Genomic DNA, 20,674 nt, shown 5'->3' with positions numbered 1-20,674 from the left:
GAAGTGTTCATGACGAAGCTGTCCGTAGTCGTCCCTTGCTACAACGAAGAAGCCGTGATCGACAGCTTCGACGTGGAGATCCGCAGGGTCCTGGACTCCCTGCCCGTCGAGTACGAGGTCTGTTACGTCGACGACGGCAGCCGGGACGGGACCCTCGCCAAGCTCCGCAAGATCGCCGCCGAACACGGTGACCGTACCCGGTACGTCTCCTTCAGCCGCAACTTCGGCAAGGAGGCCGGCATGCTCGCCGGCCTGCGCGAAGCGACCGGCGACGCCGTCGTGATCATGGACGCCGACCTCCAGCACCCGCCGGAGCTCATCGCCACCATGCTCGACTACTACCGGCAGGGCCACGACCAGATCATCGCCCGCCGCACGCGCGAGGGCGACAAGAAGGTCCGCTCCGCGCTCAGCCGCCTCTACTACCGGGGCGTCAACCGCTGGGTCGACGTGGAGCTCACCGACGGCGTGGGGGACTTCCGCCTGCTGTCCCGGCCGGCCGTGGACGCGCTGCTGTCGCTGCCGGAGTACAACCGCTTCTCCAAGGGCCTCTTCTCCTGGATCGGCTTCGACACCGTCCACTTCGACTACCGCAACGCCCAGCGCGAGGCCGGCGAGACGAAGTGGAAGTTCGGCTCCCTGCTGAACTACGCCATGGACGGGCTGATCTCCTTCAACAACCGGCCGCTGCGCATCGGCATCTGGGCCGGCGTGTCCCTGGTCGCGCTGACCGCCCTGTACGCCCTGTACATCGCGGTCATGGCCATGACCCACGGGGTCGACGCCCCCGGTTACGTCACGCTCGTGGCGATCATCGTCGGCATCGGCGGCGTGCAGATGATCATGCTGGGTCTGATCGGCGAGTACATCGGCCGCATCTACTACGAGACCAAGCGCCGCCCGCACTTCCTGGTCAAGGAGGCGCACGGCGCGGACGCGCAGGCCCGGCCCGACACCACCCGGGTCCAGGCGGAACGCGAACGCGGCGGCCTGTCCGCCTCGCGCCTGACGGTCTCCGCCGAGCCCGAGGTGCGCTGAACCATGCGCACACAGCTGGGCCAGATCTTCCGCTTCGGCCTCGTCGGCGCGGTCAACACCGGCACGTTCTTCGCCATCTACCTGCTCCTGCACCCGTGGATGCCGTACTTCCTCGCCTACACCCTCGCCTTCCTGCTGGCGATGGTCGGCTCGTTCTTCATGAACACCTACTTCACCTACCGGACCAAGCCCACCTGGAAGAAGTTCCTCCTCTTCCCCCTGACGAACGTCACGAACTACGTGATCCAGTCCGCCGGGCTCTACGCCCTGGTGACCTGGGCCGGGCTCGACACCCGGATCGCCCCGCTCGTGGCCGCCGTCGTGGCCATCCCGTTCACCTTCCTGCTGTCCCGCAAGATCCTGGTTCCGGGCGCCGCCGCACAGACGGAGAACCCGGAGCCGGCCCGCAGCGGGTCCGCGGGCTGAGTCCACCGTCTGAAACCCCTGAGCGGCCGGTCCGGGGCACCCCGTAGATTGAGGTGGCAGACGTACCGGCAAGGGGCAAGGGGACAGACGTGTCAGCGGCTAGGCAAGGTGTCGTGGACGCCCGCAGGATCGTGGTCAAGGTCGGATCCTCCTCCTTGACCACCGCGGCCGGCGGACTCGACGCCGACCGGGTGGACGCCCTGGTCGACGTACTGGCCAAGGCCCGCAGCGGCGGCGAGAAGGAGATCGTCCTCGTCTCCAGCGGAGCCATCGCCGCCGGACTCTCCCCGCTCGGCCTGCGCCGCCGCCCGACCGACCTGGCCCGGCAGCAGGCCGCCGCCAGCGTCGGGCAGGGGCTGCTCGTCGCCCGGTACACCGCCTCCTTCGCCCGGTACGGAGTCCGCGTCGGCCAGGTACTGCTGACCAGCGACGACACCAGCAGGCGCGCCCACTACCGCAACGCGTACCGGACCCTGGACCAGCTCCTGGCCATGGGCGCCCTGCCGGTGGTCAACGAGAACGACACCGTCGCCACGGACGAGATCCGCTTCGGCGACAACGACCGGCTCGCGGCCCTCGTCGCCCACCTGGTCCGCGCCGACCTCCTCGTCCTCCTGTCCGACGTGGACGGCCTGTACGACGGCGACCCGTCGCTGCCCGGCACCACCCGCATCGACGAGGTGCACGGCCCCGAGGACATCGCGCACGTCTCCATCGGCAGCGCGGGCAAGGCGGGCGTGGGCACCGGCGGCATGGTCACCAAGGTCGAGGCCGCGCGGATCGCGGCGGCGGCCGGCATCCCGGTCGTCCTCACCTCGGCGAGCCAGGCCGCGGACGCCCTGGCCGGGCGGCCCACCGGCACGCACTTCCACGCCACCGGCCGCCGCTCGGCGGACCGGCTGCTGTGGCTCCAGCACGCCTCGACCCCGCAGGGGCACCTGGTCCTGGACGAGGGCGCCGTCCGCGCGGTGACCGAGCGCGGCAGCTCCCTGCTGCCCGCCGGGATCGCCGCCGTCGAGGGAGATTTCGTCGCCGGCGACCCGGTGGAACTGCGCGCGCCCGACGGCCGCGCCGTGGCCCGCGGGCTGGTCAACTTCGACGCCAAGGAACTCCCGCAGCTCCTCGGCCGCTCCACCCGCGAGCTCGCGAAGGAACTCGGCCCGGAGTACGAGCGCGAGGTCGTACACCGCGACGATCTGGTCCTGCTGCAGGGCTGAGGTTCGGTAAAACCGCCGCGCGGCGGGCCGGGGACTGGTCAACTGTGAGGGGCGGACAGGCATGGCGCAGACAGGAGGCGGGCTGGTGAGACGAGCGCTGACCAGCATCAGCGGTGGCGGGGACGGCGAGCAGGACGAAGCCTCCCGCCTCTGGCACGTCACCCTGAGCGTCTCGGGCAAGCCGGCGCCGCTGTCGGAGGTCCGGCGCGGGCTGGAACAGCTGGCCCACGACCACCCCTTCCTCCTCACCAGCCGGTACGCCGACGACCATGCCGAGATCCGGTACTGGGAGGAGGCCCGCGACCTCCACGACGCCGCGGCCGTCGCCCTGCGCCTGTGGGGCGAACACCGCTCCTCGGCGCAGCTCCCGCCGTGGGAGATCGTCGGCCTCGAGGTCATCGACCGCGCGACGTACCACCTCCGCGTGGCAGAGGGCTACGGCCCACCCCCGGCCCACCCGGTCGGGGTCCACCCGTACTAGCGGGGAGAGGCCCCGCGCAGCGGACCCCGCGGCCGTCGTCTCGCGGGGTGGAACCCCGTCGGCCGGGACCGGGCCGGGGATTACCCTGGGCGGCATGACCTCGCTCGACGCCTCCCCCTCGCCCGTGATCGCCACCGCGCAGGCGGCCCGCACCGCCGCCGCGGCCATCGCGCCCCTCCCGCGGTCCGCCAAGGACACCGCGCTGCTGGCCATCGCGGACGCCCTGGAGGCCCGTACGGCCGAGATCGTCGCCGCCAACGCCGTCGACACCGACAAGGCCCGCGCCGCCGGCACCAGCGAGACCGTCATCGACCGCCTCACGCTCACCCCCGAGCGCGTCCGCGCCATCGCCTCGGACGTCCGCGACGTCGCCGCCCTCCCCGACCCCGTCGGCGAGGTCGTCCGCGGCTCGACCCTCCCCAACGGGATCGACCTGCGCCAGATCCGCGTCCCGCTCGGCGTCGTCGGCATCATCTACGAGGCCCGCCCCAACGTCACCGTCGACGCCGCCGCCCTCTGCCTCAAGTCCGGCAACGCGGTCCTGCTGCGCGGCAGCTCCTCGGCGTACGCCTCCAACAGCGCCCTCGTCGCCATCCTGCGCGACGCCGTCGAGAGCGCGGGCCTGCCCGCCGACGCGATCCAGCTGGTCCCCGGCGAGTCGCGCGACTCCGTCCGCGAGCTGATGCGCGCCCGCGGCCTCGTCGACGTCCTCATCCCGCGCGGCGGCGCCTCCCTCATCAAGACCGTCGTCGAGGAGTCCATCGTCCCGGTCATCGAGACCGGTACCGGCAACTGCCACGTCTACGTGGACGCCCAGGCCGACCTCGACATGGCCGTGGACATCCTCATCAACTCCAAGGCGCAGCGGCCCTCCGTCTGCAACTCCGCCGAGACGCTCCTCGTCCACCGCGACATCGCAGACGCCTTCCTGCCGCGCGCCCTCGACGCCCTCGCCGACGCCGGCGTCACCGTCCACGGCGACGCCCGGGTCCTCGCGGCCGCCGAGAACTCCAAGGCCACCGCGCTCCCCGCCACCGACGAGGACTGGGCCGCCGAGTACCTCTCCTACGACATCGCCGCCGGCGTCGTGGACTCCCTCGACGACGCCGTCGCCCACATCCGCCGCTGGACCTCCGGCCACACCGAGGCGATCGTCACCACCTCGCAGGCCGCCGCCCGCCGCTTCACCCAGCTGGTCGACTCGACCACGGTCGCCGTAAATGCCTCCACCCGGTTCACCGACGGTGGCCAGTTCGGCTTCGGCGCCGAGATCGGGATCTCCACCCAGAAGCTGCACGCCCGCGGCCCGATGGGCCTCCCGGAGCTCACCTCCACCAAGTACATCGTCACGGGCGACGGTCACGTTCGGTAGTCGGAGCCGGAACACCGGGTGGCCGGATTTCGGCGGACACCCTGCCCAAAGCTGCCCCTCAGGTCTAGGCTGTTGCCGTGCCGGACGACGTGGGGGGCAAGTTCCCGGACGACGGGGAGCCCGACAGCGACGACCGCGGAGGCGCGGATCAGGACTTCGCCTCCGTGGTGTTCGACGAGGACTTCGTCCGGAACGCCGAGATTCATGAACCGAGCGCCGCAGAGCGCCAGCGGGCCGCCGACCGGGCGCGCGCGGAGGCGGAGGCCGCCCGCGCCGTCGCCGGCGGCTGGACCTCCGACGACGACTACGACGGCTACGGCTACGGCCGTCCCGACGGGTACGGCATCGACGAACCCGGCTGGGAACACGGCCCCGGGTACGCGGAAGGCCCGTACGGGGCCTACGGCGGCGCCCTGCGCCCCTACCGGGGCCGCTCGCCCTGGCTGCGCCCGGTCGCCTGGGTGCTCGCCTTCGTGATGGGCCTCGGCATGGTCGCCCTCGCCTTCAGCGCCGTCTACCGCAGCGCCTCGAGCGACGCGGACCACGCTCCCGCGCCCGCCAGCACCCCGCTGACGGAAGTCAGCGGCGCCGGAGCGTTTATGTACCCCGTCGGCCGCCAACCCTGAAGGTACGACCCCACTCGCGTTCGCCGGAGCTGGGGGCTTCTCTGAAGCGGGGACAGCGGGGAGAAGCAATGGCCGTGCCAGGAGATCCACCCGACGGCACCCCCGAGGGCATCGGCGGGGGCGACGAGGAGTTCCGGTCGGACGAGTACCGATCGGTGGTGTTCGACGAGGACTTCGTCCGGGCTGCCCGGCTCCAGGAGTTCTCCGCCCAGGAGCGGATGGGCGAGCACGCGCGGGCCGTCCGCAGCCGGTCCATCTGGTCCGGCGGCGGCTCCTCCCGGCCCCGGACCAGCACGCCCGGCCGGGGAGCCCGTCAGGGCATGCTGCTGGTGCTGCTCATCGCCGTGGCCTTCGCGGCGGCCGTCTACATGGGCCTGAGCAACCCGGCCGTCCCCCCGTCCAGCGACCGGACCGATCCGCTGAGCAGTACGGTCGTGCCGCTCGCGCCGAGCACCGTCGTGCCCGGCGGGCGGCCCGTCGACCTGTACGCGAAGAGCCCGGCGGCCGAGTACCGCGTCGGGGCGGCCGGGATCACCCTGCCGGCCGTGCGGCGCACCCACCACTTCACCGACGGGCAGGTCGTCACCGCCCTGTCCATCGCCAAGGACTACCTGGTGCAGTCCTCGCTCGACCCCGACGTCCTGGCGGGCGCGGCCACCCGGCCCGTGCGCGTCCTGCTCGATCCCGACCAGCTGGCGCAGTTCGACCGCAGCATGACCTCGCCCTCCGGCGACGGCCGGCACGCCTCCACCGGCTGGCTGGTCCGCTTCGACCCGGGCACGGCCGTCGTGGCCGACACCCGGGTCCGGGTGAGCGGAACCCTCTCCTTCGAGGAGGTCTCCGCGGACGTGCTGGAGGTGACCACCGACCACACCTTCGTGTACGCCGTGCGCCCCGCCACCGGATCCCCGGCCGCCGCCGACGGCGCCTCGCTCTTCACCGTCCGGCGCGAGCTGCGGCTGCGCTTCGACCGGGAAGACCTCGCGGCCCGGCGGGCGGAACTGGTCTCGGCCTACGTGATGGCCGGTCCGCAGGACTGCTCCACCGATCCCGCAGGGGGCTTCCGCCCGGTCCTGGCGGGGGCAGGACCGACCACGGTCGGCCCGGCCGCGAGCGACCCGTACGCCAGCGGCACCCCGCGGCGCACCGCCGGGCTGTGCGGGGTGCTCGCGCCGCCCACGGCCGCCGGGACCGACCCCGTCAGCCCTGCTCCGTAGCGGGGCCGCCCTTGTTCTCGGCGCTCGCGCCCGAGCCCGTACCGGCGCCGCCGGCCCCGCCCGTGAACTTGTCGCGCAGCTTGCCGCCGACGTCCGCCGCACCGCCCGCGATGTCGCCGACCAGCTTGAACAGCGGGTCCTTGCTGCTGCGCACCGCGTCCGCGTAGTGCGCGGCCGACTCCCGGAAGGAGTCCGTGACCGAGGTGTCCTTGTCCTCGTCCCGCCGCGGGTAGTGGCCGTCCATGATCCGCTGGTAGTCCCGGTTCTGCGACCACTTCTTCAGCTCGGCCGCCCGCACCGTGGTGAAGGGATGCGTCCGCGGCAGCATGTTGAGGATCTTCAGGACGGAGTCGCGCAGATCGCCGCTCGCCTCGTACTCCTCGGCCTGGGCCAGGAAGGAGTCCACGTTCATCTCGTGGAGGTGGTTGCCGCCCGCGATCTTCATCAGGCCCCGCATCGACGCGTGCACGTCCTGCCCGACCAGCAGCCCCGCCCGGTCCGCCGACAGCTCCGACTTGCGGAACCACTCCCGCAGCGCGGTCACGATCGCCATGATCGCCACATTGCCCAGCGGGATCCACGCCACCTTCAGCGCCAGCCCCGTCAGGAACAGCAGGATCGTGCGGTACACCGCGTGCCCCGACAGCGCGTGGCCCACCTCGTGGCCCACGACCGCCCGCATCTCCTCCTCGTCGAGCAGCTCGACCAGGCCCGTGGTCACCACGATGATCGGCTCGTCCAGCCCGATGCACATGGCGTTCGGCTTCGGGTCCTGCTGCACGTACATCTGCGGGACCTTCTCCAGGTCCAGGATGTAACAGGCGTCGCGCAGCATCTCGTACAGGTGCGGGAACTGCGTCTCGCCCACCCGGACGGACTCCGACAGGAAGAGCAGGCGCAGGCTCCGCTCCGGAAGCAGCCCGCTCAGGGCCTTGAAAACGGTGTCGAACCCGCTCAGCTTGCGCAGCGCCACCAGCGCCGAGCGGTCCGCCGGGTGCTCGTACGCGCGCGAGGAAATGCCGGGAAACCTCCTGCGGTCCCGCGCCGGCACCTTCTCGAACCCGGTCTCCGTCATAACGCCCTCCCCCTTGATCGGCCTGTGCGCTCGTGCGTCTATCCTCTCCAACGCCTGAGTCGGCGTGAGCGTGCCCCAGGCCCCCGCATACGATGTGAGCGAAGTCTCCGCCCGCTCCCCGACTCGATAGGTATCTGCCTGATGAGCCTCTCCACCACCGCCCACAACCTGGTCGTTCTCGCGTCGGAGGGCGCCGAGCAGCACGGCGGCAACCACGACAGCCTGAACCCGTTCCTGACCGGTGGCGGCGCGCTGTTCATCCTGCTGCTGATGCTCTGGGTGACCACGCGCCTGAACCGCGACCGCTGAACCGCGCTCGCGCACACGCTCGAATGCGGGTCCGCACCGCTCCGCCGGGCCAGTAGGCTCTGCGCTCATGGGAGAGCAGGAGATGCCTACCGGCCCGGTCAAGCGCCGGCTCGGCGTGATGGGCGGGACATTCGACCCGATCCACCACGGACACCTGGTGGCCGCCAGTGAAGTGGCCGCCCTGTTCCACCTCGACGAGGTGGTGTTCGTACCGACCGGCCAGCCGTGGCAGAAGTCGCAGCGCGCCGTGTCCCCCGCCGAGGACCGCTATCTGATGACGGTCATCGCGACGGCCTCGAACCCCCAGTTCTCGGTGAGCCGCATCGACATCGACCGCGGTGGCCCGACGTACACGATCGACACCCTGCGGGACCTGAGCGCGCTCAACGAAGACGCCGACCTCTTCTTCATCACCGGCGCCGACGCCCTCGCCCAGATCCTGACCTGGCGGAACGCCGACGAGCTCTTCTCGCTCGCCCACTTCATCGGAGTGACCCGGCCGGGCCACGTGCTCACCGACGACGGGCTCCCCGAGGACGGCGTCTCCCTGGTGCAGGTGCCCGCGCTGGCGATTTCGTCCACGGACTGCCGCGCACGGGTCGCCCAGGGGGATCCTGTCTGGTATTTGGTGCCCGACGGTGTGGTGCGCTACATCGACAAGCGTGAGCTGTACCGGGGAGCCTGAGCTTCCGGAGAGAGGGGCCCCGCGGTGAACGACCGACAGGATCCGTACGACCGGTACGATTCGGGCGCAGCACAGGAGCAGCAGCTCATCGGCTACGACGCGTACGGGCGGCCGGTGTACGGCCAGGTGCCCGCGCAGCCCGCCCAGTACGAGCAGTCGTACGAACAGCAGTACGGCTACGACCGGCAGGGCTACGGCCAGCAGGCGTACTACCCGCAGCAGCCGGCCACCCCGGACTACGGTCAGCAGGAGTACACCCAGGCCCCCGGCTACGGGTACGACGAGCAGCACGCGCAGCAGACCCAGCAGTGGATCCCGCAGCAGGCCGCCCCCGAGCCCCCCGCCCCGGCCCCCGCGGCGCAGCCGCAGCCGCAGCGCCCCGCCCAGGTCCCCGAACCGCGCAGGGCCGAGGGCGACGGGCAGGCCGCCCCCGACTACCGCACCGAGCAGTTCGCGTTCATCGACCAGCCGGACGAGGACTCCGAGGACGTCATCGACTGGCTCAAGTTCACCGAGAGCCGGACCGAGCGCCGCGAGGAGGCCCGCCGCCGCGGCCGCAACCGGGTGGTCGCCCTGATCGTCGTCCTCGCCCTCTTCGTCGTCGGCGGCGTCGGCTACCTCTGGTACGCGGGCAAGCTGCCGTTCCTCGACGGTCCGGGGCAGAAGAAGGACTCCGCGGCCGCCGCCGGACCGCAGAAGCGCGACATGATCGTCGTCCACCTGCACAACACCAAGAAGGGCGGCACCTCCACGGCGCTGCTCGTCGACAACGTCACCACGAAGAAGGGCGCCACCGTCCTGCTGCCGAACACGCTGGGCGTCCCCAAGGACGACGGCACCGCGGCGGCCCTCGGCAAGGCGGTCGAGGACGGCGGCGTGGGCGTACGGGACTCCCTCGACTCGGTGCTCGGCACCCACATCGGCGGCACCTGGCGCCTGGACACCCCCTTCCTGGAGAACCTGGTCGAACTGGTCGGCGGCATCGAGACCGACACCGACACCGCGGTCCCGGCCGACGACGCCGCCAAGACCCCGGCCGTGTCCCAGGGCGCCAAACAGCACCTCAGCGGTGCGATGGCCGTCGCCTACGCCACGTACCGCGGCCAGGGCGAGCCCGAGGCCAAGCAGCTGGACCGCCTCGGCAAGGTGCTCTACGGCGTGCTGCGCAAGGTCCCCGGCGACCCGAAGTCGGCGACCGTCACCGTCGAGAGCATGGGCCAGATCCTCGACCCCTCCCTGAACGCCCAGGCCCTCGGCGCCCTGCTGGCCAGGCTCGGCGAGCACGCCAAGGAGGGCACCGACGCGTACCGCACGGACGTCCTCGCGGTGAAGCCGGACGGCACGCTCACCGACGACGCCAACAAGAACGTCGTCAAGGAGGTGCTCGGCGGCAGCTTCACGGCGGCCCAGGCCGGCACCGCGCCGCGCGTCGGCCTCAAGGACGCCACCGGCGACGACAAGACGCAGGTCGCGGCGAAGGCGGCCCTGCTGAACGGCGGCTACACCTTCGTGGACGGCGGCAAGGCCGACAAGACCCAGCCGGCCACGCAGATCACGTACCAGGACGACGCGCAGCGGGCCAAGGCGGTCGAGGTCGCCAAGACGCTGGGCCTGCCGGAGACCGTCGTGAAGAAGGGCGAGAACGCCGTGAACGCCGACGTCGTGGTGACCCTGGGCAAGGACTACAAACCGTCCTGACCCCGGTCCGACCGGGCCCCGGGCGGTGCCCCGGCCCGCGCGCGACGCTGCGCGCGGGCGGGGTCGGCGGTACATGAGACCCTTGTAAGGATCTGCCCGCCAACCCGAAAGCATGGCCAGTGACCGCCACGGACCGCTCCATCGAGCTCATCACCGCCGCCGCCCAGGCCGCGGCCGACCGGCTCGCGCACGACATCATCGCGTACGACGTCAGCGACGTGCTGTCGATCACCGATGCCTTCCTGCTCGCCTCGGCGCCCAACGACCGTCAGGTCAAGTCGATCGTCGACGAGATCGAGGAGCGCCTGCTCAAGGAGCTCGGCGCCAAGCCGGTGCGCCGCGAGGGCGACCGCGACGCCCGCTGGATCCTGCTCGACTACATCGACATCGTCGTCCACGTGCAGCACAGCGAGGAGCGGGTCTTCTACGCGCTGGAGCGCCTGTGGAAGGACTGCCCCGAGATCGAGCTGCCCGAGGACGCCAAGCTCACCAAGGGCAAGGCGGAGGAGCACGCCAAGCTGCGCGAGGCGGCGGGCGACGACGACCTGGACGGTGATCTGTTCTGAGCGCGACCGCCACCGGGAAGACCGGCCGGAAGATCGTCCTCTGGCGACACGGCCAGACCTCGTGGAACCTGGAGCGCCGCTTCCAGGGCTCCACGGACATCGAGCTGACCGAGACGGGTGTGGCGCAGGCGCGCCGCGCCGCCCGGCTGCTCGCCTCGCTGAAGCCGGACGCCATCGTGGCCTCCGACCTGAAGCGGGCCGCCGCCACGGCCGCCGAGCTGGCCGCCGTCACGGGCCTGGACGTGACCCGCGACGCCGCGCTGCGCGAGACGTACGCCGGTGAGTGGCAGGGCCTCACGCACGACGAGATCATCGAGAAGTACGGCGAGCAGTACGCGGCGTGGAAGCGCGGCGAGCCGGTCCGCCGCGGCGGCGGCGAGCTGGAGACCGAGGTCGCCGACCGGGCGGCGCCGGTGGTGCTCGAGCACGCCGGTCGGCTGCCGCAGGGCGGCACGCTCGTCGTGGTCAGCCACGGCGGGACCATCCGTACGACCATCGGCCGGCTGCTGGGCCTGGCGGCCTACGACTGGGAGGGCCTGGGCGGGCTCTCCAACTGCTGCTGGTCCGTCCTCGGCGAGGGCGCGCGCGGCTGGCGTCTGCTGGAGCACAACGCCGGCACGCTGCCGGAACCGGTGCTCGGCGACGACGACTGAGCCCGCCTCAGGGCGGCTCCCACCCGGATTTCACTTTCCGGCTGGTCACAGGCTAGAGTTCTTCTTGTTCGCAGCGCAGAACACCGGAAACGGGGGGAGCGCAGCGGAGAGCGGGGCTATAGCTCAGTTGGTAGAGCGCCTGCATGGCATGCAGGAGGTCAGGAGTTCAATTCTCCTTAGCTCCACAATCAGGATCCCGTCCCCAACAGGGGGCGGGATCCTTCCGTTTGTTCCTTCGGTGCCTGCTGACCTGCCCCGTACCCGCGTGGCAGAATCGGACCGCCGGAGGGGGAGTCGACGGCCCGATGCGGGAGGGAGTCGCTGACGGATGGGTGCACACCGGCGGCGGTGCGACTGGTGCAACAACGGCACGCCGATCGTGCGGGACATGGACCCGGTCAACCCCGACTACCAGTACTGGTGCGAGGAATGCGCGCGGGCGCTGATCATAAAAGGCGACCCGATCGAGACCTACCGCGAGCTGGAGGGGGAGCCGATCTACGGCCGGCTGCTCGACGAGCACTGCACGCTCAAGCGGTTCTACCAGTTCGCCAGAGCCTAGGGCCGCGGCGCGGAACGGGGCTGAGGGGCAAGGTCCGGAAGGGGACGAACCGGGCAAAGCTAAACGCCCGGAAATCGATTTTTGGACCTGGGCCATGACCGTGTAATGTTCTCGATGTCGCCAGGGGGAACCGGCAAGGGAAACCGAGCAGGGGCCCGGCGGCAGAGAAGCAAGGGGCTATAGCTCAGTTGGTAGAGCGCCTGCATGGCATGCAGGAGGTCAGGAGTTCAATTCTCCTTAGCTCCACAGAAGAGAAGCGGGCCACCCGGATCGGGTGGCCCGCTTCTCGTTGTGCGGAACGGTCGAGCGGCTGCCGGACCCGCTGCGGTACCCTGGCGCCATGCGTGCCGTACGCCTTCTGCTTACCGAGCCGCGCTGATCAGTGCCGACCCTTCGAGACGGTCGGCATCGGCGCGGCGCCCCCTCCTGTGCGAGGGGTTTTTTCGTTTGGGCAGGCAGAGACGGCAGAGACGATCGATGGAGCTTCAGAAATCATGAGCGAGACGAACACCCCGGCCCCCGAGGCGGCCGAGGCGCACCGTTACACGGCTGCCATGGCCGCCGACATCGAGGCACGCTGGCAGGACGTATGGGACGCGCAGGGCACCTACGAGGCCCCCAACCCGACCGGTGACCTGGCCGGGGACGCGACGGTCGTCGCGCGGCCCAAGAAGTTCATCATGGACATGTTCCCGTACCCGTCCGGTGCGGGCCTGCACGTCGGTCACCCGCTGGGGTACATCGCCACCGACGTCTTCGCCCGCCACCAGCGGATGACGGGGCACAACGTCCTGCACACCCTGGGGTTCGACGCCTTCGGCCTGCCGGCCGAGCAGTACGCCGTGCAGACCGGCACGCACCCGCGCGTGTCCACCGAGGCGAACATCGAGAACATGAAGCTCCAGCTGCGCCGGCTGGGCCTGGGCCACGACCGGCGCCGCTCGTTCGCGACGATCGACCCGGACTACTACAAGTGGACCCAGTGGATCTTCCTGCAGGTCTACAACTCCTGGTACGACGCGGACGCGGCCAAGGCCCGCCCGATCACCGAGCTGGTCGCCGCCTTCGAGGACGGCTCCCGTGAGGTCCCCGGGGGCCGCGCCTGGGCCGACCTGACCGCGGGCGAACGCGCCGGCGTGCTGAACGAGCACCGGCTGGCGTACGCCTCGGACGCGCCCGTGAACTGGTGCCCCGGGCTGGGCACCGTGCTGGCCAACGAGGAGGTCACCGCGGACGGCCGCTCCGAGCGCGGCAACTTCCCGGTCTTCAAGGCCAAGCTGAGCCAGTGGAACATGCGGATCACCGCGTACGCCGACCGGCTGCTGGACGACCTGGACGCGCTGGACTGGCCCGAGGCCATCAAGCTGCAGCAGCGCAACTGGATCGGCCGCAGCGAGGGCGCACGCGTCGACTTCGCGGTCGGCGACGACGCCGTCACGGTGTTCACCACGCGCCCCGACACCCTGTTCGGCGCCACCTACATGGTGCTGGCGCCCGAGCACGAGCTGGTCGAGAAGATCGTCCCCGCCGAGTGGCCCGAGGGCACCCACCAGGTGTGGACCGGCGGCGCCGCGACCCCCGGCGAGGCCGTCGACGCGTACCGCAAGCAGGCCGCCGGGAAGTCGGACGTCGAGCGCCAGGCCGAGGCCAAGGACAAGACCGGTGTCTTCACCGGCGCGTACGCGGTCAACCCGGTCAGCGGCGACCAGGTCCCCGTCTTCATCGCGGACTACGTGCTGATGGGCTACGGCACCGGCGCGATCATGGCCGTCCCGGCCCACGACAGCCGCGACTTCGAGTTCGCGCGCGCCTTCGAGCTGCCGATGCGCTGCGTCGTGGAGCCCTCGGACGACCGCGACGCCGACCCGGCCGAGTGGGACGACGCGTTCTCCTCGTACGACGGCACCATCGTGAACTCGACGGGCGAGGGCGTCTCCCTGGACGGCCTGGGCGTCGTGGAGGCGAAGGCCGCCATCACCGCCTGGCTGGCCGAGCAGGGCATCGGCGAGCGCACCGTCAACTTCCGGCTGCGCGACTGGCTGTTCAGCCGCCAGCGCTACTGGGGCGAGCCCTTCCCGATCGTCTACGACGAGGACGGCGTCGCGCACCCCCTGCCCGAGTCGATGCTGCCGCTGGAACTGCCCGAGGTCGAGGACTACTCGCCGCGCACGTTCGAGCCGGACGACGCCACCTCCAAGCCGGAGACCCCGCTGTCGCGGAACGAAGAGTGGGTCAACGTCGAACTGGACCTGGGCGACGGGCGCGGGGTGCGCTCGTACCGCCGCGAGACCAACACCATGCCCAACTGGGCCGGTTCCTGCTGGTACGAGCTGCGCTACCTGGACCCGAACAACGCGTCGGCGCTGGTGGACCCGGAGATCGAGCAGTACTGGATGGGTCCGCGGGAGAGCGCGCCGCACGGCGGTGTCGACCTGTACGTCGGCGGCGCCGAACACGCCGTGCTGCACCTGCTGTACGCGCGCTTCTGGTCGAAGGTCCTGTTCGACCTGGGCCACGTCTCCTCCGCCGAGCCGTTCCACAAGCTGTTCAACCAGGGCATGATCCAGGCGTACGCGTACACCGACGCGCGCGGTGTGTACGTCCCGGCGGCCGAGGTCGAGGAGCGCGACGGCGGCTACTTCTACGAGGGTCAGCCGGTCAAGCGCGAGCACGGCAAGATGGGCAAGTCCCTGAAGAACGCCGTCACGCCGGACGAGATCTGCGAGGAGTACGGCGCGGACACCCTGCGCCTGTACGAGATGGCGATGGGCCCGCTGGACGTCTCGCGTCCGTGGGACACCCGGGCCGTGGTGGGCCAGTACCGGCTGCTGCAGCGCCTGTGGCGCAACATCGTGGACGAGGAGTCCGGCGCGGTCACCGTCGTGGACGGCGAGCCGGGCGAGGACACCCTGCGCGCGCTGCACAAGGCGATCGACGGGGCCGGCGCGGACATGGCGGGGCTGCGCTTCAACACCGCCATCGCGAAGATCACCGAGCTGAACAACGCGCTGACCAAGGCGGGCCGCCCGCTGGAGCGCTCGGTCGCGGAGCGGCTGGTCCTGCTGATCGCCCCGCTGGCCCCGCACATCGCGGAGGAGCTGTGGCACCGCCTGGGCCACAGCGACTCGGTGGTCCACCGGGACTTCCCGGTCGCGGACCCGGCGTACGTCGTGGACGAGAGCGTGACCTGCGTCGTCCAGATCAAGGGCAAGGTCAAGGCCCGCCTGGAGGTGCCGCCGACGATCTCCGACGGTGACCTGGAGCAGCTGGCGCTGGCCGACGCGGCGGTCGTGGCGGCGCTGGGCGGGGCCGAGATCCGCAAGGTGATCGTGCGCGCGCCGAAGCTGGTGAACATCGTCGTCTGAGGCGCCGTGCCGCCGGATACGGTCGATCCGAGCCGATCCGAGCCGATCCGGCTGATCTAGGGGTGTTCCCGTACGGGCAGGTTGGGGGTTCATTTGGAACCCCCCGCCTGCCCGTGGCGTTTACGGTGGAGGGGACGGTATCCGCAGGGGAAGGGAGCCTCTCATGGAGGCGGGCGCGTTGATCATCATCTTTGCCCTGTTGGTGCTGTTCGCCTTCCTGGGGCTGGGTGCCTGGGCCACGGTGAAGGTGGTCGGCGCGGCGAAGCGCGGCGTGGACCGCACCCTCACGCAGGCCCGCCGGACCGTGGAGGACACGGCGCTGAAGGCGAAGAGCTTCGGGCAGGTGGGCGTGGCGGGGGCGCTGGCGCAGCTGCGGCTGGACCTGCGGACGTCGATGCGGGCCACGCAGCAGGCGCTGTACCAGGGGGTTCAGGTGGACGCCTCGCTGAAGGAGTCGATCGGGCTGTTCGAGCGGCTGAGCGCGCACGGGCACGAGCTGGACGACGAGCTGAAGCGGCTGGAGCAGGAGCCGGACCGGGGGCGGATCGGCGGGATGCTGCCGGACCTGAAGGAGCGGACGGCCAAGATCACGCAGGCCGCGGACTCGCTGCGGTGGGCGGCCCGCGACCGGGCCCGGCGCTTCGCGGAGGACGACCTGTCGGCGCTGTCGGCGCAGATCGAGGTCGAATCGGGGGCGCTGCGGGACTGGTCCCGCGAATCGGTGGACGACCTCGCGGCGGCCGCGGCGGCCTGGGACGCCCGGCAGGCGCAGGACGCCCCGCAGGCGGAGTCCGCGGGGCGAGCCACGGAGCCCCCGGCGGGGCGTCCCGGGCGCACCCAGGACCCGCAGCCGGCGGCCCTGAACCCGTCGGCCCCGCCGACCCGCCACCCGTGGCAGAAGACCCCGCGGCCGGAGGCGACGACCTGAGCCACGGGCAGCCGCTCCCCGCCCCGTCCCCGAACGGGTGGGCGGGCGGGAGGCCGGCCCGGGGGCCGCGCGGGGCCCGAGCGGCGGCGCGGCGGCCACTGCGCTCCCTGCGGCCAGGGGCCGGGCTGCCGTCCCACCCCCACTGGCGGTAACCTCCGGCTCATGTCCCGCCATGTCGCGATCGTCACCGATTCCACGGCCTACCTGCCCCAACCGGCCATGTCGCGGCACGGAATCACCTCCGTCCCGCTGACCGTGGTGCTCGGCGACGAGGCCCTCGAGGAGGGCACCGAGATCTCGGCCCGCAGCCTCGCCCTGGCCCTGCAGAAGCGCCGCCCGGTCACCACCTCCCGGCCCAGCCCGGAGGAGTTCGTACGGGCCTACCGGGCGGCCGCAGAGGCCGGCGCGACCGGCATCGTCAGCCTGCACCTGTCCGCCGAGTTCTCCGGCACCTACGACGCCGCCGTGGTCGCCGCCAAGACCGCCCCGGTGCCCGTCCGCGTCGTCGACACCGGCATGGTCGCGATGGCCCTCGGGTTCTGCGCCCTCGCCGCCGCCGAGACGGCCGAAGCGGGGGGTTCCGTGGACGAGGCCGTGGCCGCCGCCGAGAAGCGGGCCGCGGACATGTCGGCGTACTTCTACGTGGACACCCTCGACTACCTGCGCCGCGGCGGCCGCATCGGGGCCGCCCAGGCCCTCCTGGGCTCGGCCCTCGCCGTCAAGCCGCTGCTCACGCTGCAGGGCGGGCGGATCGAGATGCTGGAGAAGGTCCGTACGGCCTCCAAGGCCATCGCCCGCCTCGAGGAGCTGGCCGTCGAGCGGGCCGGGGCGGGCAGCGTCGACGTGGCCGTGCACCACCTCGCGGCGCCCGAGCGGGCCGAGAAGCTCGCGGGGCGGCTCCGCGAGCGCATCCCCGGACTGGTCGAACTGCACGTCAGCGAGGTCGGCGCGGTGATCGGCGCACACACGGGGCCGGGGCTGCTGGCGGCGGTCGTCTCGCCCCGCTGATCACCGGAACGGGTGGCCCGGTCATCCACAACGACCGGGATATCCACCGGAATTGATAAATCCGGACCGCGGCCGGGATTCGTCCCTACCGTCGTGGCATGACTCTTCGCACGCGTACCCCGCACCCCTCCGGAGCCACCAGCGGACCGGGCCGTTCCCGTTTCTCCGACGGGCGGCTGCGCCACCGCCGGGGCCGCGCCCACCCGCACCACCCCGAGCCCGCGGCGGTGCGCCGCCGGGCCGAAGCCCTGCTCGGAGGCAGCGGTCCGCCGCAAGCCCCGCCGCCCGCGGAGGCGCAGCCACGGGAGGTGCCGCCTGCGGAGGCGGTGCCGGGGCCGGGGTCCGGGATCCGGTCCGTGGCCGATCCTCCGCCCGGGCAGACCCCGCTGTCCGGCCGGGTCGCGCTCCGGCTCGCCGTGCGGGAGCGGCTGCCGATGTGGGTGCAGGCCCGGTGCGGGGTGGAGCCGCGCACGGTGGCCGCCGTGGCGGTGGTGCTGGTCGCCGCCGTCGCCCTCGGCGCCCAGCAGTACTGGACGGCCCGGCCGGAGCCCGTGACCGCGCCCCCGGTGGTCACACCGGCGACGACGCCGGCGCCGTTGCCGAGCCCAGGACCTCCCGTCGCCGCCGGAGGCGCCGGCGGGCGCATCGTGGTGGACGTCAGCGGCAGGGTCCGCGATCCCGGCGTGCGGCGGCTGCCCGCCGGCTCGCGGGTCGAGGACGCGCTGGCCGCCGCCGGGGGAGTGCGGCCCGGTACGGACACCACCGGGCTCAACCGGGCCCGGGTCCTGCTCGACGGCGAGCAGGTGGTGGTGGGCGTCCCGGCGCAGCCCGGTCCGGGCGGTCCGGGCGGTCCGGGCTCCGGGGCCGGCCCCGGCTCCGCTGCCGGCCCGCTGAGCCTCGGCACGGCCACGGTGGAGCAGCTGGACGGCCTGCCCGGGGTCGGCCCGGTCCTGGCGCAGCACATCGTGGAGTTCCGGACGGCCCGCGGAGGCTTCCGCTCGGTGGAGGAGCTCCGGCAGGTCGACGGCATCGGCGAGCGGCGGTTCGCCGACCTGCGCAAGCTGGTCCGGCCGTGAACCGCCGCGGGGGCGCGGACCCGCTGGATCTGCGCCTTGCGGTACCGGCGCTGGCCGCCTGGGCGGCGGCCGCCCTGGCCCTCGACGCACCGCCCGGCTGGGCCGCCGCCGGGGCCGGGCTCGCGGTCCTCGGCGCGGGGCTGCTGCTCCTGGCCGGGTGCCGGCGTCCGGAGTCGCTGTGGCGGGTCGGCACGGCCGCGGCCGCCGTCCTGCTCTGCGCGGCCGCCGGTGCCGGGGTGGCGGGCCTCCAGCGGGCCGAGGCGCGGGCCGGGCCGGTCGTGGGCCTGGCCGGGGAGCACGCCCGGGTCCTCGCCGAGCTCACCGTCGGCTCCGACCCGCGGCCCGCGCGCAGCGGGAGCGGCCCGCCCGTGGTCGTCCTGGATGCGGTGGCGACCCGGGTGACCGGACCCGACGGGAGGCAGACCCGCGTCGAGACCCCCGTACGGGTGCTGGCCGGGCATCCGCAGTGGGCCCGGCTGCAGCCCTCCACCCGGGTCTCGGTCGTCGCCCGGCTGGCCCCGGGCCGGGGCGGGGAGCGGGCCGTGGCGCTGCTGCGGCCTGCCGGGGACACCCCGCCCCGGGTGACCGGCGGCCCCGACACCGTCCAGCGGCTGGCCGGGAGGCTGCGGGCCGGGCTGCGCGAGGCCACCGCCGGGCTCCCACCGGATGCCCGGGCCCTGCTGCCGGGGCTGGTGGTCGGGGACACCTCCCGGGTGCCGCCCGACCTGGAGGCGGCGTTCCGGTCCACCGACCTGCTGCACCTGCTGGCCGTGTCGGGGGCCAACCTGACCGTCGTGCTGTTCCTGCTCATCGGCCCGTCCGCCGCCGCGCAGCGCGCCGAGCGGGGCGGGCTCGCACCCCGTCTCGGGCTGTCGCTGCGGGCGACGGCCCTGTGCGGGACGGCGCTGACGCTGGCGTTCGTGGTGGTGTGCCGCCCGGAGCCGAGCGTGCTGCGGGCCGCGGCCTGCGGGGCGATCACCCTGCTGGCCATCGCCACCGGGCGGCGCAGGTCCCTGATCCCCGCCCTGGCGGCCGCCGTCCTGCTGCTGGTGCTCCACGACCCGTGGCTGGCCCGCAGCCCCGGCTTCCTGCTCTCGGTCCTGGCCACCGGGTCGCTGCTCACGCTCGGCCCGCGCTGGAGCGAGGCCCTGCAGCGGCGCGGGATGCGGCCCCGGTTCGCCGAGGCGCTGGGCGGCGCCGCGGCCGCGCAGGCGGTCTGTGCTCCGGTGGTCGCCGTGCTCTCGGCCCGGGTGAGCCTGGTGGCGGTGCCCTGCAACCTGCTCGCCGAGCTCGCGGCCGGTCCGGCGACCGTCCTCGGCTTCGCGGCGCTCGCCGCGGCGCCGCTGTCCCTGCCCGTCGCGGAGCTGCTCGCCCGCTGCGCGGGGGTGCCGGCCGGGTGGATCGCCGCCGTGGCGCGGACCGGGGCCCGGCTGCCCGGCGCGGAGCTGGCCTGGCCGGGCGGGCTCACCGGGGGACTGCTGCTGGCCGCCGCCACCCTGGCCGTGGTGGCGCTCGGCGCACGGATCCGGCACCGGCCGTGGGCGTGCTCGGCCCTGGCCGTGCTGCTGCTCCTGGCCGTGCTGCGGCCGCCGCAGCTCACCCGTACGCTCGCCCGCTGGCCGCCGCCCGACTGGAGCTACGTCCAGTGCGCGGTGGGCCAGGGCGACGCCGCCGTACTCGCCGCCGGGCCGGGCACGGCCGTGGTGGTGGACGCCGGTCCCGAACCGGGTCCGGTGGACGCGTGCCTGCGCGCCCTGGGGGTGAGCCGGGTGCCGCTGCTCCTGCTGACGCACTTTCACGCCGACCACGTCGGCGGCCTGTCCGGGGTGCTGCGGGGGCGGTCCGTGGGTGTGATTCAGACCACCACGCTGGAAGAGCCGGCCGGTCAGGCCGAGTTCGTCCGGCGGACCGCGGCGGCCGCCCGCGTACCGGTCGTGGCGGCCGCGGCAGGAGAGCGGCGCCGGGCCGGACCCCTGGGGTGGGAGGTGCTGTGGCCCCCGCCCGACGGCCCGCGGCCGGAGGGGCCCAACGACGCCAGCGTCGCCCTGCTGGTCCGCGGCGCAGGCCTGACCCTCCTCCTGCTCGGTGACCTCGAACCACCGTCGCAGCAGGCACTTCTGACGGCCCATCCGGAACTGGGGCCGGTCGACGTCCTCAAGGTCGCCCACCACGGCTCCGCGCACCAGGACCCCGGCCTGCAGGCGAAGGTCCGGCCCCGGCTCGCGATCGTCCCGGTCGGCGCGGGCAACCGCTACGGGCACCCCGCACCGGGGACGCTCGCGCACCTGCGGACCCTGGGCGCGACCGTGCTGCGCACCGACACCGACGGCTCGATCGCCGTCGCCGGGAGCGGTCCGCGGATACGGGCTTTC

General features: G+C 72.8%; 18 protein-coding genes, 2 tRNA genes and 1 pseudogene. 20 read left to right on the top strand and 1 reads right to left on the bottom strand.

Annotation, left to right across the window (positions count from 1 at the left end; genetic code table 11):
- The first annotated feature begins 9 nt into the window (after nt 1–9).
- The 7 genes from ACFYXK_RS03685 (at nt 10) to ACFYXK_RS03655 (ending at nt 6,377) form a co-directional block, all read left to right on the top strand.
- Nucleotides 10–1,038 (top strand): glycosyltransferase family 2 protein, encoded by a 1,029-nt coding sequence (locus ACFYXK_RS03685; protein WP_389409640.1) that lies wholly within the window; start codon nt 10–12, stop codon nt 1,036–1,038.
- Nucleotides 1,039–1,041: 3 nt separating this feature from the next.
- On the top strand, nt 1,042–1,464 hold the full coding sequence (locus tag ACFYXK_RS03680) for a GtrA family protein (RefSeq protein WP_383515622.1): 423 nt from the start codon (nt 1,042–1,044) through the stop codon (nt 1,462–1,464).
- Between the two features lie 89 nt (nt 1,465–1,553).
- Complete coding sequence (proB, locus tag ACFYXK_RS03675) at nt 1,554–2,681, top strand: glutamate 5-kinase (protein ID WP_389409639.1); 1,128 nt, start codon at nt 1,554–1,556, stop codon at nt 2,679–2,681.
- Nucleotides 2,682–2,742: 61 nt separating this feature from the next.
- The gene (locus ACFYXK_RS03670; protein ID WP_078613336.1) at nt 2,743–3,162 is read left to right on the top strand and encodes a hypothetical protein; all 420 of its coding nucleotides are present in this window, start codon (nt 2,743–2,745) and stop codon (nt 3,160–3,162) included.
- Between the two features lie 94 nt (nt 3,163–3,256).
- Nucleotides 3,257–4,534, top strand: coding sequence for a glutamate-5-semialdehyde dehydrogenase (locus ACFYXK_RS03665; protein ID WP_389409638.1), 1,278 nt, complete (start codon nt 3,257–3,259; stop codon nt 4,532–4,534).
- A gap of 77 nt (nt 4,535–4,611) precedes the next feature.
- The gene (locus tag ACFYXK_RS03660; RefSeq protein ID WP_389409637.1) at nt 4,612–5,160 is read left to right on the top strand and encodes a hypothetical protein; all 549 of its coding nucleotides are present in this window, start codon (nt 4,612–4,614) and stop codon (nt 5,158–5,160) included.
- A gap of 68 nt (nt 5,161–5,228) precedes the next feature.
- A complete protein-coding gene (locus ACFYXK_RS03655) occupies nt 5,229–6,377 on the top strand; it encodes a hypothetical protein (protein ID WP_389409636.1) in 1,149 nt (382 codons plus the stop codon).
- Here the strand turns inward: ACFYXK_RS03655 and ACFYXK_RS03650 are convergent.
- Nucleotides 6,361–7,452 (bottom strand): M48 family metallopeptidase, encoded by a 1,092-nt coding sequence (locus ACFYXK_RS03650; protein WP_389409635.1) that lies wholly within the window; start codon nt 7,450–7,452, stop codon nt 6,361–6,363. The genes ACFYXK_RS03655 and ACFYXK_RS03650 overlap by 17 nt on opposite strands.
- 141 nt (nt 7,453–7,593) lie before the next feature.
- Here ACFYXK_RS03650 and ACFYXK_RS03645 point away from each other — a divergent pair, with 141 nt between their 5' ends.
- The 13 genes and pseudogenes from ACFYXK_RS03645 to ACFYXK_RS03585 form a co-directional block, all read left to right on the top strand.
- Nucleotides 7,594–7,761 carry a hypothetical protein gene (locus tag ACFYXK_RS03645; RefSeq protein ID WP_389409634.1) on the top strand — a complete coding sequence of 56 codons (168 nt, stop codon included), beginning with the start codon at nt 7,594–7,596 and terminating at the stop codon, nt 7,759–7,761.
- A 67-nt stretch (nt 7,762–7,828) separates the two neighbouring features.
- Nucleotides 7,829–8,446 (top strand): nicotinate-nucleotide adenylyltransferase, encoded by a 618-nt coding sequence (gene nadD, locus ACFYXK_RS03640; RefSeq protein WP_030297205.1) that lies wholly within the window; start codon nt 7,829–7,831, stop codon nt 8,444–8,446.
- A 24-nt stretch (nt 8,447–8,470) separates the two neighbouring features.
- Nucleotides 8,471–10,144: an LCP family protein gene (locus tag ACFYXK_RS03635; RefSeq protein WP_389409633.1), complete on the top strand. Its 1,674-nt coding sequence runs from the start codon at nt 8,471–8,473 to the stop codon at nt 10,142–10,144.
- A gap of 119 nt (nt 10,145–10,263) precedes the next feature.
- Nucleotides 10,264–10,710, top strand: a complete 447-nt coding sequence (rsfS, locus tag ACFYXK_RS03630; protein ID WP_053786810.1) for a ribosome silencing factor — start codon at nt 10,264–10,266, stop codon at nt 10,708–10,710.
- Nucleotides 10,707–11,363 carry a histidine phosphatase family protein gene (locus ACFYXK_RS03625; RefSeq protein ID WP_389409843.1) on the top strand — a complete coding sequence of 219 codons (657 nt, stop codon included), beginning with the start codon at nt 10,707–10,709 and terminating at the stop codon, nt 11,361–11,363. The genes rsfS and ACFYXK_RS03625 overlap by 4 nt, the downstream gene beginning before the upstream one ends.
- A 112-nt stretch (nt 11,364–11,475) precedes the next feature.
- Nucleotides 11,476–11,548 (top strand) — tRNA-Ala (locus ACFYXK_RS03620).
- Nucleotides 11,549–11,691: 143 nt separating this feature from the next.
- The gene (locus ACFYXK_RS03615) at nt 11,692–11,925 is read left to right on the top strand and encodes a hypothetical protein (protein ID WP_008738908.1); all 234 of its coding nucleotides are present in this window, start codon (nt 11,692–11,694) and stop codon (nt 11,923–11,925) included.
- 173 nt (nt 11,926–12,098) lie between these two features.
- Nucleotides 12,099–12,171: transfer RNA gene (locus ACFYXK_RS03610), tRNA-Ala, on the top strand.
- A 248-nt stretch (nt 12,172–12,419) separates the two neighbouring features.
- Nucleotides 12,420–15,290 (top strand): leucine--tRNA ligase, encoded by a 2,871-nt coding sequence (leuS, locus tag ACFYXK_RS03605; protein WP_389409632.1) that lies wholly within the window; start codon nt 12,420–12,422, stop codon nt 15,288–15,290.
- Between the two features lie 163 nt (nt 15,291–15,453).
- Complete coding sequence (locus tag ACFYXK_RS03600; RefSeq protein WP_389409631.1) at nt 15,454–16,218, top strand: hypothetical protein; 765 nt, start codon at nt 15,454–15,456, stop codon at nt 16,216–16,218.
- 162 nt (nt 16,219–16,380) lie between these two features.
- A complete protein-coding gene (locus tag ACFYXK_RS03595) occupies nt 16,381–17,226 on the top strand; it encodes a DegV family protein (protein WP_383515649.1) in 846 nt (281 codons plus the stop codon).
- Between the two features lie 98 nt (nt 17,227–17,324).
- The gene (locus tag ACFYXK_RS03590) at nt 17,325–18,302 is read left to right on the top strand and encodes a helix-hairpin-helix domain-containing protein (protein WP_389409630.1); all 978 of its coding nucleotides are present in this window, start codon (nt 17,325–17,327) and stop codon (nt 18,300–18,302) included.
- Nucleotides 18,299–20,671, top strand: a pseudogene (locus tag ACFYXK_RS03585) (ComEC/Rec2 family competence protein); the annotation flags it as partial. The gene ACFYXK_RS03590 and the pseudogene ACFYXK_RS03585, both read left to right, overlap by 4 nt.
- Between the last annotated feature and the right edge of the window lie 3 nt (nt 20,672–20,674).

Origin of the sequence: Streptomyces sp. NPDC002209 (genome assembly GCF_042890265.1) — a bacterium.
Lineage (GTDB): Bacteria > Actinomycetota > Actinomycetes > Streptomycetales > Streptomycetaceae > Streptomyces.
Note: the sequence above shows the minus strand (reverse complement) of the source record. Positions and strands in the feature narration are given on the sequence as shown.